This window comes from Undibacterium sp. KW1 (assembly GCF_009937955.1).
Classification (GTDB): Bacteria; Pseudomonadota; Gammaproteobacteria; order Burkholderiales; family Burkholderiaceae_D; genus Undibacterium.
Genome location: NZ_AP018439.1, coordinates 5,409,248 through 5,421,884, shown reverse-complemented (window position 1 = coordinate 5,421,884; position 12,637 = coordinate 5,409,248). Strand labels below are relative to the sequence as shown.

The window sequence follows — 12,637 nt, the reverse complement described above, 5'->3', positions numbered from 1 at the left end:
AATGGCAGCGATGAGGCTGCCATTTTTGCTTTAAGGCTTCAGGGTTTGCCTGTGTCTGGCATTGGCTTCCACCTTGTCAGGCGCAAACCACCACGGGCGGCGTTCATCTTTTGCCCACAGTTTGGCCATGTCATTCTGGTGCTCCTGGAAATGTCTTTCACTGACACCACCAGCCATGGCCGCTTCTATCTTTTCATTGTCGCCAAAATCCATGATGACTTGCATAGAGGCGAAGAAGTTGGATTCGTAGGGTTTCTGGAAATCATAGACACCACGGCTGACAGTTTCGCCACTGCCCGAGCGTTCAACAGTAAAGCCACCCAGCAATTCCTGTCCTGCGCCATTGCGGCGCAAGGGACTGACAAAACGCACGGTATGCGCCTTGCCCCAGCGCCACTGGCTGGTATCTTTACCTTGCAAGGCTTCTATTTCTGCCCGGGCGCGTGGTGCGGCGGCGCGTATCACGTCAGCCAGGGTTTCGCGTTTGTCCTTGGTGCGCACATTGTCAAACCAGATGGAATCCGGCTTGGCCAGCAGGGTATCAAAACGCTGCTGCCAGAAATACCAGGTCGATAACATGTCTTTGGCGACATCGTCACCCAGTTCATCGCTGAACGTGCCTATCACGACTTCCCTGTACAGCGCCTGATAGACCAGCGGTGCAGCAAGGGCAGCATCGTCCCTGCCATCCCAGGTCTTGAGTATGGCAGCCAGGTCTTTGTTTGCGGGATCATTTTCCAGCGCAGTAATAAGGGCAGGGCGCAGGGCATCTGACTGCAGGTTGCGGCTGTCATGCATGAGTTTCCAGTGATCTTCCACCGTCATTTTTTGTGCCGCACCGAGTACCTGTCCTATGCGGGTATAGCGATAATTCGGTGAAACATAATTGGTGTAATACCAGGGGAAATCTTCAGGCCGGGTATCGTGATTGGCGGTGCCCACCCAGGCGCGTGCCGGATTAGTCATGCCGGGCATCTTGTCCTTGGGAATAAAACCAGTCCAGTCATCACTACCATCTGCCGGTGGCAGGCGCGGGAAGCCGCCATCAGCGCCTGAGCGTATTGGAACAGCGCCAGTAGCGCGGTGAGCGATAGTTCCCTGGTCATCACCAAAGACAAAATTGAACATCATCAAATCTATCTTTTGTACTTGCTTATCAAAGTCAGCGGCATTGGCGGCAGTCAGCATACCTTCTATACCGATTTGTGGTGTCAATACTTCGGCATCGGTAGAACGCAAGACCAGCAGCTTGTCACCTTTGGGGCCAAGGCCGGGGTGATCGGTAATTACTGGCCCACGTTTGGTATAGCGTATGACCAGTGCTTGATCCCGGTAGCCGCCCGCTGTGCTCTTGTCCTTGATGCGTATGTTTTCAGTGATGATCATGAATGGCACGCTGCGGCCACCATCCATGTAATGATCTTTATTGGCCGGGTCCAGGCTTTCCACATACAAGTCCTGCACATCGCCATAGGCATTCGTGACACCAAACGCCACATGCTTGTTACGTCCCACCATAATGCCAGGCATGCCGGGTATGGCAGCACCCACGGCCTGTATCTCGGGTGTAAACAAACCTACGGGGTGCCAGGTGCCAGGCAAGATGCGGTTATCCAGATGCGGGTCATTTGCCACCATGGCCTTGCCGGATAGGGAGCGCGATGGGCCAACTGCCCAGTTGTTTGAACCCAGGCCCTGATGATTCAAAGTCTCGGGTGCGATATTCAAATCACTCCATGTCAGATTTAATTGTGCGGATTGTGCCTGCCGATTTTCTGCTTGCTTGATGGATGCTACTGACGTTGTCTTCCTGTCAGGATTCACAGTCAGCGGGAAAATCTCGTGCGCTTTTTCCATGCCCAGATGATCAATGAGTTTTTGCGCGATGACTTCCGCCTTGAAATTGGTGGAGTGGGTGTAATGGATGTAATGCACCAGCGCCACCAGATCAGCTACTGTCCAGGCTTGCGGCACCAGACCGACGGCCTTGAGCTCTATGGGATGTTCATCGGGATAAGACTTGATATAGGCATTGATGCCATCGACATAATGCTGGAAAAAAGTCCGCGATTCAGGACTGAGTTTTTCTGCATGTTTCATGCCATTGCGGTGTATGCCGAGCACCCGCATGCGTATGTCGCTGGGCACGGTCTCGGCACCCAGGATGGCTGACAATTCACCGCGCCAGGTAGCACGGAACAATTCCATCTGCATCAGCCGGTTTTGCGCAGTCACAAAACCCTGGGCTCGTAACAGGTCAGGTGTATTACTGGCGAAAATATAGGGTATGCCCAGTTCATCGCGCAAGACTTTGACGGGGGCAGTCAAACCAGCCAATTGCATTTCACCATCGATTTGCGGGTGACCGGAACTGCGTAGCTTCAGATAGCCAGCCGTAGCGCCCACAACCAGTACAATCGCCAGACCTATGGTCGTGCGTTTCAATATTTTACTCATCTTGTCTCCATCTGGGTCAGGCCCTGGCCTGCCCATTGTTATATTTGTCTGCCTTTTTAAGCAAGGCTCTCATCATTTCGCAAGCCGCTAGCGCAGTCAAGCAATAATCACTGTGCGAGGGCTTTTGCTGCAAAGCGAAATTATTTGATCTTGTATTTGATCTTGTATTGGGTCTTGTATCCAGCCTAAAGCCTGGACTACACTCCATAGTCAAGGAAGATTTTAATCTGGAGCAGTCTATGAACATCAGCCAGTTTGCAGGAGTCTGCGAAGTATCGACCGACACCGTGCGCTATTATGAAAAGCAGGGCATCATCAAGCCCGCCCCGCGTCAGGGTAATGGTTATCGCAAGTATGGCGATGCCGATGTACAAACCCTGCGCTTTGTCCGTGGCGCGCAGGCACTGGGATTCTCTCTGGCAGAAATACAGGTCATCCTGCCGCGTCTGGCAGAGGGCAAGTTTGGCCGTGCCGATATAGAGCAGCAATTAATGAACAAGATGGCACAGATAGACGCGCACATGCGTCAGTTGAAAACTCTTAAAAAAGAATTGCAGGCGACCTTTGCCTTGCTGACTTGCAAGCCTGAATTGTCAGTCACCACCACACAAAGCACCGCCACCGATAGCGGCAGCGGTGCTGGTGCGGCAATCGCAAAAAAGGCCTTCAAGAAACCTGCCGCAAAAAGGCTTTAAGCTTTTTGTTCCTTGAAATCCATGCCAAAAAATATGCGTCTTGCATTTCCCCTTTCTGTATCATGATGCTGCATGCGTCTTTCTGCCTTGCTGTCGCGTTCTTTGGCGGCATGCAATTCTTCCAGTTTGCTGCTCAGCAGTTGCGCGGCCAGGCGCTTGTTGGCGTGCTGGCTGCGTTCAGTCTGTACCTTGACTGAAATACCGGTCGCGATGTGCGTGGCGCGAATGGCACTGTCAGTCTTGTTGACATGCTGGCCACCGGGGCCGGATGCACGAGTGGCTTCATAACGTATTTCACTCTCCGGCATGCTGCTGCCAACCTGGAATACTTTGCAACCCAAAAACCAGTTCTTGCGTTTGTGGCCCAGCCGGTAAGGGCTATTGCAGATCCATAGCAGGCTGCCTTCCCATGCATGTGCCAGATTTTGCAAGGCATCTTCATTTTGATCAGTCCTTAATTCCAGCAAAGCTGACCGCAGGCTGCCAGCATATGGGCCATCGACTTGCTCAATGATGCGCGCAGTGACACCTGCTTTTGCCGCTTCTTTATTGAATAGCTGCAAAGCCTTGGCAACGGCCAGACAACATTCTGCCGGGCCTGTATTCGCGGTGATTTGTAGATACAGCATCAGCAGCACTCCCCGCGTGTTTTGTAGGTCAGCAGGGGTTTGCTGCGGGCGATGACTGTAACCAGATTTGCACCCAGCAAACAGTCGAGTACGCTATCCAGATTTTTGTAGGCTTGCGGTGCCTCTTCATAAATCAGGGCACGGTCAGCACAAATCACGCGGCTGCCAAGTTCTGTGCGGCTCAATTGATCTGGTGTCGCCAGTTTGAATAATCTGTCCTTGCAATCAGTGCGCTGCCATTTACGGCCTGCACCATGCGCCAGTGAATGCAAACTGGCTGCGCCATTTTCTGTTTTTGGTTGCAACAGATAGCTGTAATCGCCACGTGAACCTGGCAACATCACCATGCCCTGATTACTGGGGCTGGCACCTTTGCGATGCAGCCACAAAATCTTGCCATCCGCTTTTACAGGTGTGACGAGATTGTGATGCACGTCGAGAACCAATTCGCCATGGCAACGCAGGCGGAGCAAGATACGTGCAGCGATCATGGCGCGGTTCAGTGCGGCATACGCCAGCGCGACATCATGCTTGCGCAGGTAGTCTGCCGCTGCTTCGCTGTCACTTGCGAGACCAGCGTGACTATGCGCATCGACATGCTGACGCAAGATGAATTGCCCCAGACCACGCGAACCGCTATGCACCAGTAATTGCACGCGCTTCGCATGCAAGTTTGCTGCATCGTAGCTGGCTGTATCATCGACTCTGTCGGTGATTTGTAATTCAGCAAAATGATTGCCACCACCGATAGTGCCGAGCGAGCGCATTTGCAGTAAATCCAGTCCCGCTGCCAGCAAGCCATCTGCGATGGCCTGTTTTTTTATGGCCATATCAGGATCAAGGCTGAGCAATTGCTGCCACTCATCTTCATCGACAGGTTCATCGAGATTGCCGATTTGCTTGTCGAGTTTGTCCAGTTTGACCTTGTTGATTGCCAGGTCAGTCTGGTACAGGCTCATGCCGCAGCCTATGTCGTTGCCAACCAGGGCAGGGTAGAAATGGTCTTGTGATAAAAACGCGGCACCCACAGGGTAGCCACGGCCTGGGTGTAAATCAGGCAGGCCCACTACACTGACCATATGTGTTAATTGTGCTGTGGTCTTGAGTTGCTGTATCGCGCTGTCCTCAAGCCACAAGCGGTCTGAGGCGATCACAGATACGCGCTCAGACAATTGCTGAATAAAATTGCCCATAGAGGAATTCCAAATAATATTTTTTTAGGAATTGGGCGCTGGTCTAGACGTATCAAATCACCAGCAGATGCTGACAAAATGAAGACTAAGATGAAATGCTTGCAGACGCGTGCGCTGTATTAACAGAACGATGAAATACGCGCGCTGAAATACGCGCACTAAAATACGAATTAATGCAGGCAGTAGAAAACCAGACCCAATGAAGGAGAGAGGTTCGGTAGTAGTCGCATGTTGATCTCCTTTCAGATAGTTGGTTGAGGTGAGGTCTTGATAGTAGCTGATGGATTTTGGTTTTGGCAAGGAGTTTTTTACATTTGTATTTTTGCATTTGTATCCTCGCTATGCCTTAAATCCAGCGAAAGCCAGCGCGTAACATATTGCAACTTTATTTATTCTCTCGCTATCAAACGACTAGAATGAAAAAACGGAATTTCTTGAATTATTTATTTATTGCCATGTTAGGAATGAAAATGAATCACACCGATAAAGAAACAAAATTGAGTGATGCTGCCAAACGTGCGCTCGAACTTGATCAGAAATTTGCAGAGCATATCAAAAAACTTAATGAAACCGAATCTGTCAGTTATATCGATGAAGAAGGCTATGTAGTCATGCGTTCCCCTGACGGCGTCATTACCAGAATGCGCGATGTTCCGAGTGTGAAATCCTGATATGAGTGATCGTCCTATAGCCTTATTTTATGGCGGCACCAATGGCTCAGGTAAATCGACTTTGAGAGAGATAGACACCAACACTGAGATCAAAAAACATATAGACCCGGATGCAATTGCACGTGTCATCAATCCCAAAGATCCACGTTCTGTTGATGTTGCTGCCGGGAGAGAGGCGATACGCCAGTTCAAAGAAGCAATCGACAATAAAACTTCTTTTTCGATGGAAACTACACTGACTGGTAACGGCATACTCAGACGCATGGAAGAAGCCAAGTCTGCTGGATTCGAAACCCAGCTTTTCTATGTAGGGTTGAAAGATGCTGATTTGAATGTTTTACGTGTCGCCAATAGAGTGGCTAAAGGAGGGCATCATATAGATGAGGATGTTATCCGGAGGCGCTATACTGAAAGTCAGGAAAATCTCATCAAGGCTATTGCGATATGTGATCTGATTATGGTTCGTGATAATTCGGAGTTATATCCCGTCACCTATCTTGAAATTCAAAACAATCAAGTCATACGTCTTACCGGAAAAAAAGCGCCGGATTGGATACAAGGCATAGAAAACAAGGCCCTGATAGACATACAGACACGGAAAGAAAATGCACCATTGGCAAAGGAGTTCGAAAATTCCACTGAAATTTCTGACAAACAAACTCAAAAGGCCGTAACAGATGTTAATTTGTTTTCAGGCTCTGATAGCCCTTCGAATCGGGTGATCTCCACCGCAAACGAAGCAATTAAAGCGGATAAGCTCAAGCCCTGAATTTAAGACGCTGCCGCGAGCAAAGCTGACTTATACATCAATATGTATCAATGCAGCTTTGTTGTCATCCGATTCTGTTCTTTGCCGTTATAGGCAGGTATGCCTGTATTTATTCCTGTGTTTGCAGTCATGCAGAAAGCACCAAGCACCATAGGGCAGATGCTTTTCTTCATGTAATGCAATCTGGCTACCTATGCTGCCTGACCACACCCTGAGCAATAAAGGGAAAGAATATGAAATCTGATTTATTAAAACGTGTATTGCCAGGCTATTTAGCCGGTCTGACGGTATGCCTGATTGTCACTGCCTGTGGCGGTGGCTCCGCCTCCAGTCCCGCGACCATTCCTGTTGTCACCACGCCAGATGTGCTTAATCCACCTGGCCCCGGGCATTTCGATACTGCCACCTTTATCAAAACCATCAGCCTTGCTGATGTGACTGCTGCCTTGCCAAAAGAAGTGACAGCAGTGATCAAACCTTTGTATGCAGTTGATACCTACAAGATCACCTATACCACGACGGACACCAGTGGCCGCAGCGTGGTGGCCTCTGGTCTGGCGGCTATACCGCGTAAGACTGGCAGCCTGGCCAGCCCGGTACTCAGTTACCAGCATGCAACCATCAAAACCAATGCTGAGGCACCGAGCAACCATGCCACTGCAGATGAACCGGCAGTGTTGTTCGCCTCCATGGGTTATCTGGTCAGTGCCACTGATTATGTCGGCTATGGTGTGACCAGGGGGCTGCCACATCCTTATCTGCTGGCGACACCGACTGCTCTTTCAGTGGCTGATTTCATGACCGCCACTGCGCGCTGGCGGCAGACGCAGTCCATTGCTGACAATGGCCAGGTGTTTTTAACCGGTTATTCAGAGGGGGCGTATGCGAGCATGGCAACCCTGCGTTACCTGACACAAAACCGGGCAGGTGCTTTGCCTGTCAATACCTATATCGGTGCAGGGCCTTACGACGTGGTGCTGACGCTGAATGCGATGCTTGATGCGGTACGCAAAGAGAATCCTATTGTCGGCGCACTTATCAGCCCCGGTTTCTTGAAAAAACTCGGTGCGAATGACAGGGCCAATGTGCGTAACCTCTTGTTGTCGTCTGCATTGGGCAACAATAGCGATATCGTATTTGACCCTGCTTTCCTCGACAATTTCCTCAACGATGACAATGCCGCCATCATCGCGCAAAGCAATGTCAATGACTGGACGCCCCAATCACCTATCTCATTTTTCCATGGCCGTGATGACACGACCGTGCCGTATGGGAATACAGATTCTGCCTTCCAGGCCATGACCAGGCGCGGCGCAGGCACACTGCTGGACCGCATGGATTGCCCGGTCAAACCGGCAGAGCATATCCCCTGTGTACCGGCCTTCCTGATCAATGATATTACCCGCCTGGGGACTCTGGCTAAAGGACTGTAAGCCAACCATTCACCTGTAAGACCAGGCGTGAAGTGAAGACACTTCACGCTTGGCATGCTAGACGCTGATGAAATAAATCAGCGGCCTGTTTCTTTCAGATAGTCAGCACGTGCGGCCAGTGCTGTGTCGGCAAAATCAGAGAACATGCCATCAATCCCGAGACGGAAGAATTGCAGGTATTCTGCCTTGGGATCGCCATTGTAGTTGGCTGCCAGGCGGCGCTTTTCATTACGGAAAGTGTAAGGATGTACCAGCAGGCCAGCCTTGTGTGCATCGCTGATCAGGCTGGTTGGCGCCAGGGTAGTGGCATCAGTTTCATTGATCTTGCCATCGCCATTCACATCGACCAGTTTGCCATCGGCACCCACGGTACCCTTGACGCTGACGATATAACGCTTCCAAGGGCCTATGCCATCTGCATAGGTCTTGATCTCGGCCAGGCCAGCGGGCGTCACCATGTCGCTGAACAGGCGTTTGTCACCCGCCAGGGCCCAGTCATAAGGGCGGTCGTAAGGTGCTGCAAAAGTCAGTGCGCCGGTTTTCAGATCAACATCATCTGCATCGATCAATTGCACCAGCTTGACGTTCAAACCTTTCTTGCGCATTTCTTTCAGGCTGCCGGGTTCAAATGACTGCACGAAGATGGGCGCAGTTTTATCATTCCAGCCTGCCTTGGTGATGAGGTCTATCAGCTTGTCTTCCAGCGGCAAACCAAGGGCGCGGTGGTAGCTGGGGTTCTTGGTTTCAGGATAGACTGCAATCGTGCGGCCGGTTTCTTTGCTCTTGGCTTTGACCAGATCGATGATCTCCTGGAAGCTGACTATTTTATACAAGCCATTGTATTGCTGCGGACGCTCAGCATCGGTGGAGATGCCGCCCAGAGTCTTGATCTCTGCAAAAGTAAAATCGCTGGCAAACCAGCCGGTTTGCGTTTCACCATCAACGTCTATGGTTTTCTTTCTGGAAGCAAATTCAGGGTGTTTATCTACATCGGTGCTGTAGGCCAGGTTGGGATCATGGCGCGCAATCAGTACACCATCCTTGGTCGAAATCAGGTCGGGTTCTATCGCATCTGCACCCAGGTCAATCGCTTTGACGTAGGCTTCATAAGTCTCTTCGGGCAGATAGCCTGATGCGCCGCGATGGGCAACCACCAAAGGTTTGTCGCCATTCAGGGTAGGTAAAGGCTGGAGGCTATTGCCACCGCAGGCGCTGAGCAAGACCAGCAGGGAAGATGCCAATAAATATTCTGGAGTGCGTGTAGGTAGCATGAGCGTCTCTCGGTAAAAAAGATCGACGATATAAGTTGTGTATGACGATGTAATGACAGAGTTGTAATTGTTACACTTGTCTCAAAAATATTTTTTGCCTGGTTTTGCGATGCTATGATGAGCGCCGATATGCGCATTTCTGTTCCTGGTTCCAGTTGAAATAGTCAGGCTTTCAAGGGGGTAATCATGCATCATGGCAAAGTATCTGCAGAAATTGCAGCAGGTTTATTGGTATTGAAAGAAAGCATCAAGGAGGCAGAAATACCTTCTTCCAAGCTGGATGAAACCATCAATATCGCCACCTGGAATATCCGCGAATTTGGCCGGAAATCCCGCAACGAAGCATCAATCCATTACATTGCAGAAATCCTCGGCCAATTTGATCTGATCGCCATTGTTGAATTGCGCAATAATCTCGAAGACCTGGGCAAGGTCATGACTTATCTTGGTGACTCGTGGCGCGTTGTGTATTCAGACTGGTCAGACGACCGCGGTGGCAATGATGAGCGCACCGCTTTTCTATATGACAGAAGGGCTGTGACGCATACCGGTCTCGCCGCTGAAGTAGAGGCGCAAAGGGCAAAGGAAGGTGATGAATGGGTCACCAAAGAATCTTACTGGCGTGCGCCATACTTGTGTTCATTCAGGGCCGGTAACTTTGATTTTTTGGCGCTGGCCCTGCATGCCAGATGGGGGACAGCACCGCCGCACGCCGTGATGAATTACAGCGCTTCAGCAACTGGATCAAGCGCCGCTTTGAGAGTAAATATGTAGAAGACCATGACCTGATCGTGTTTGGCGATTTTAATACACCGACCATCAAGGATGAGCTATTTGCAGCCCTGGTAGATTGTGGCTTGCAGATACCCAAGCCACTGGTGCAGTTAAAAGCAGGCAAGCGCAACATAGGTGGCTCTAATCTGAAGGGCAATGCGCGTTATGACCAGATACTGCATTTGCCTACCGTGCCTGAGAATTTTACCAATGCAGGCGGGGTGGTCGATTTTTTTGTCGATGAGGCCAATATCGCCAGACTATATCCAGGTAAGAATTACACATTGCAGCAATTCAGCTACCAGATGTCTGATCATTTCCCGGTCTGGATACAGATCAAGACCGATATTGAAGGTTTTCGTCTTAACCAGATCATCCGGGCAAAATCAAAATAAAGTCTTGCACCTTTACTGAAGACCAGTAAAGGCAATGTTCGCTGACACTACGTCTGACTATTAGTCCACATCCCATACACCCCACCAGTTTTGCTGCGCATCAGTTGCAGGATATTTTTTTGAGGGCAGATAAGTCGTTTCCTCAAGACTGATATTGACTTCGGCAGGCTGCTTGTCTTGCAAGACCTGATAAGCCGTTTCGCCCTTCAGTTTATCCAACATTTTTGCCAGATCGGCGACAGACCAGCAGTAATATGACCAGGTGTCTTCTGCCAGTACGCTGGTCGCAATATCCATGTCAAACTTGTAGCACAGGCGCAGCCGCAAACGCAGAGCAGGCTGCGGCTCTGTGCTGGCTTTATCTGAAGGCAAGCAAAACAGACGGACGATACCTATTTCAAAGCGCGTACCGCGCCCGCGATTGGTGATGTCGTCATACACCACCAGGCCGTCACCTTCAGTAGTAATGACGTCGTAGTCGCGCATATCCTGGTAGTAAGCGCTCATCAGGTTCAGGGCTTGCGGCAGCTTCATGCCCTTGAGAGTCTGTTTATTTGCCCTGAGCAGGGCACGCAAGTCTTTTTCAGATTGCGCCGGATTTTTGTTCATGCTGATTTTCTCTTAAAGTTGCGAACCTGATACTGAGGTCTCTGCCTGCATATAGGGTGGACAATTTTACAGTGAAATAAATTCAGGCTGGTGAGAACTGATTCCGCCAAATAGTTTTGGTGAATGAATAATTTATTTAAAGAATGTTGAATCCATTCATGAGTCTCCTGCGTATCTGAAATATTGGTCATCAAAGACTGATATCCCAACCACCATACAGGAGCCTTAAATGAAAGCCTTTACTCTGACTACCGCGTCGCGCGCTACTGGCATTTCCACCGCGCTGGCCAGCGCACTATTGGCAGGCTGCACTTCCATGAGCCCCATGGCAGCCACCTACTCGCAAGACAGCTTGCCAGATGCAGTCAAGGTGCCCGCAGGCAATAAAGTAGCTATGCAGACCGTAGGCGCAGGGCTGATCACCTATGAATGCCGCGCCAAGAAAGACATGGCCGGCCAGTTTGAATGGGCCTTCGTCGGCCCGGACGCCACACTCAGTGATCGCAGCGGCACCAAGGTCGGCAAATACTATGGCCCACCAGCGACATGGGAAAACATGGACGGTTCCAAAGTCACCGCCACCCAGGTAGCAGTGGCACCAGCAGGCGCAGGCAATATTCCATATCAACTGGTCAAAGCCAATCCAGCAACTGGCAGCGGTGCCATGACAGGTGTCACTTACATACAGCGCGTGGCAACCAAAGGTGGTGTCGCACCATCCAGCACTTGCGATGCGGGTAGTGCAGGTAGCAAGCAGACGGTGAATTACCAGGCGGATTATATTTTCTGGAAGTGACCCGAATTGGGCGCGGCTGAGATATCTTCTGAATTGAAGCGCCGCGCCAATTCATTCGCTAAGTACTCAGCTATGCGCTTTCCATGGCACCAGCTTGCGTTCAAGGCGGCGCATGAGCAAATCGAACAGGTAGGCCACGATGCCGATGAGAATGATGCCCATGATCACGATATCAGTGCGCAAGAAGCTTGACGCGTTCAATACCAACTGCCCCACGCCAGCCGTCGCGGCCACCATTTCAGCCGCGACCAGCGTGGTCCAGCCAAAGCCTATGGCTATCCTCAAGCCGGTCAGAATATCAGGCAGCGCCGCTGGCAAGATCACATGCCGTAATAACTGCCACTGGCTTGCGCCTATGGACAGTGCCGCATGCAATTGTTCGGAAGCGACCTTGATGACGCCTGCGCGGGTAGCTACCGCGATAGGTGCAAAACACGCCAGGTAGATCAGCAATATCTTGGCTGTTTCATCAATACCAAACCAGATCACGATCAAGGGCAGATAGGCAAGTGGCGGCAGCGGTCTATAAAATTCCAGGATGGGATCAAAGATGCCGCGCACGATACGGTTGGTGCCCATCAATAAGCCCAGCGGTACGGCGCTGATAGCCGCCAGCAAGAATGCACCAAACACGCGTACCAGACTCCAGGCCAGATGCTGAAGTAAGGGCAGCCCGCCTTGTATATTGCCCGTCCAGGCCTGTTGAGCAGCCAGCCATACGGCAGCAGGCGAGGGCAGGAACAAGGGCTCCACCCAGGCTCTTGCGGTGATGAGCCACCAGCCAGACAGCAGTATGGCGATAGTGACGATAGTCACGCCCAGTGTATTACCACTGCCCGGTCGCGGGTACACCCTGGCCACAGGAATCTGCGGCACAGCATCGTGCTTTACAAGCTCTGTATAAACGGTATCAGGGGCGATAGCTGAAGTGGATGATAGCGGCAT

Annotated in this window: 13 protein-coding genes; 7 read left to right on the top strand and 6 right to left on the bottom strand. The window is 50.9% G+C overall.

Annotation, left to right across the window (positions count from 1 at the left end; genetic code table 11):
- Positions 1-30: 30 nt before the first annotated feature.
- Positions 31-2,457 carry a penicillin acylase family protein gene (locus UNDKW_RS24340; protein ID WP_162060858.1) on the bottom strand — a complete coding sequence of 809 codons (2,427 nt, stop codon included), beginning with the start codon at positions 2,455-2,457 and terminating at the stop codon, positions 31-33.
- 239 nt (positions 2,458-2,696) lie between these two features.
- Here UNDKW_RS24340 and UNDKW_RS24335 point away from each other — a divergent pair, with 239 nt between their 5' ends.
- The gene (locus tag UNDKW_RS24335) at positions 2,697-3,152 is read left to right on the top strand and encodes a MerR family transcriptional regulator (RefSeq protein ID WP_162060857.1); all 456 of its coding nucleotides are present in this window, start codon (positions 2,697-2,699) and stop codon (positions 3,150-3,152) included.
- Here the strand turns inward: UNDKW_RS24335 and prfH are convergent.
- Together prfH and UNDKW_RS24325 are read right to left on the bottom strand one after the other, a co-directional pair.
- The gene (gene prfH, locus UNDKW_RS24330; protein WP_162060856.1) at positions 3,149-3,781 is read right to left on the bottom strand and encodes a peptide chain release factor H; all 633 of its coding nucleotides are present in this window, start codon (positions 3,779-3,781) and stop codon (positions 3,149-3,151) included. The genes UNDKW_RS24335 and prfH overlap by 4 nt on opposite strands.
- Positions 3,781-4,974, bottom strand: coding sequence for an RNA ligase RtcB family protein (locus tag UNDKW_RS24325; protein ID WP_162060855.1), 1,194 nt, complete (start codon positions 4,972-4,974; stop codon positions 3,781-3,783). Before UNDKW_RS24325 ends, prfH begins: the two co-directional genes overlap by 1 nt.
- A gap of 470 nt (positions 4,975-5,444) precedes the next feature.
- On the opposite strand from UNDKW_RS24325, the gene UNDKW_RS24320 reads away from it, so the two are divergent.
- The 3 genes from UNDKW_RS24320 to UNDKW_RS24310 all read left to right on the top strand — a co-directional run bounded on the left by UNDKW_RS24320 (position 5,445) and on the right by UNDKW_RS24310 (position 7,847).
- Positions 5,445-5,645: a hypothetical protein gene (locus tag UNDKW_RS24320; RefSeq protein ID WP_162060854.1), complete on the top strand. Its 201-nt coding sequence runs from the start codon at positions 5,445-5,447 to the stop codon at positions 5,643-5,645.
- 1 nt (position 5,646) lies between these two features.
- Entirely contained in the window at positions 5,647-6,414 is a 768-nt protein-coding gene (locus tag UNDKW_RS24315) for a zeta toxin family protein (protein ID WP_162060853.1), read from the top strand.
- A gap of 233 nt (positions 6,415-6,647) precedes the next feature.
- Complete coding sequence (locus UNDKW_RS24310) at positions 6,648-7,847, top strand: S9 family peptidase (RefSeq protein WP_162060852.1); 1,200 nt, start codon at positions 6,648-6,650, stop codon at positions 7,845-7,847.
- A gap of 77 nt (positions 7,848-7,924) precedes the next feature.
- Here UNDKW_RS24310 and UNDKW_RS24305 read toward each other — a convergent pair whose 3' ends face one another.
- Positions 7,925-9,118 carry a glycerophosphodiester phosphodiesterase gene (locus UNDKW_RS24305; protein ID WP_162060851.1) on the bottom strand — a complete coding sequence of 398 codons (1,194 nt, stop codon included), beginning with the start codon at positions 9,116-9,118 and terminating at the stop codon, positions 7,925-7,927.
- A gap of 186 nt (positions 9,119-9,304) precedes the next feature.
- Between UNDKW_RS24305 and UNDKW_RS30175 the strand changes: the two genes are divergently transcribed.
- The gene (locus UNDKW_RS30175; RefSeq protein ID WP_197893012.1) at positions 9,305-9,892 is read left to right on the top strand and encodes a hypothetical protein; all 588 of its coding nucleotides are present in this window, start codon (positions 9,305-9,307) and stop codon (positions 9,890-9,892) included.
- Positions 9,808-10,287, top strand: coding sequence for a hypothetical protein (locus UNDKW_RS30170; protein ID WP_197893009.1), 480 nt, complete (start codon positions 9,808-9,810; stop codon positions 10,285-10,287). The genes UNDKW_RS30175 and UNDKW_RS30170 overlap by 85 nt, the downstream gene beginning before the upstream one ends.
- A gap of 60 nt (positions 10,288-10,347) precedes the next feature.
- Here UNDKW_RS30170 and UNDKW_RS24295 read toward each other — a convergent pair whose 3' ends face one another.
- The gene (locus UNDKW_RS24295; protein WP_162060850.1) at positions 10,348-10,896 is read right to left on the bottom strand and encodes a hypothetical protein; all 549 of its coding nucleotides are present in this window, start codon (positions 10,894-10,896) and stop codon (positions 10,348-10,350) included.
- Between the two features lie 229 nt (positions 10,897-11,125).
- Here UNDKW_RS24295 and UNDKW_RS24290 point away from each other — a divergent pair, with 229 nt between their 5' ends.
- Positions 11,126-11,692: a DUF3455 domain-containing protein gene (locus UNDKW_RS24290; RefSeq protein ID WP_162060849.1), complete on the top strand. Its 567-nt coding sequence runs from the start codon at positions 11,126-11,128 to the stop codon at positions 11,690-11,692.
- 66 nt (positions 11,693-11,758) lie between these two features.
- Here the strand turns inward: UNDKW_RS24290 and UNDKW_RS24285 are convergent, their stop codons facing one another.
- Complete coding sequence (locus tag UNDKW_RS24285) at positions 11,759-12,637, bottom strand: ABC transporter permease subunit (protein ID WP_162060848.1); 879 nt, start codon at positions 12,635-12,637, stop codon at positions 11,759-11,761.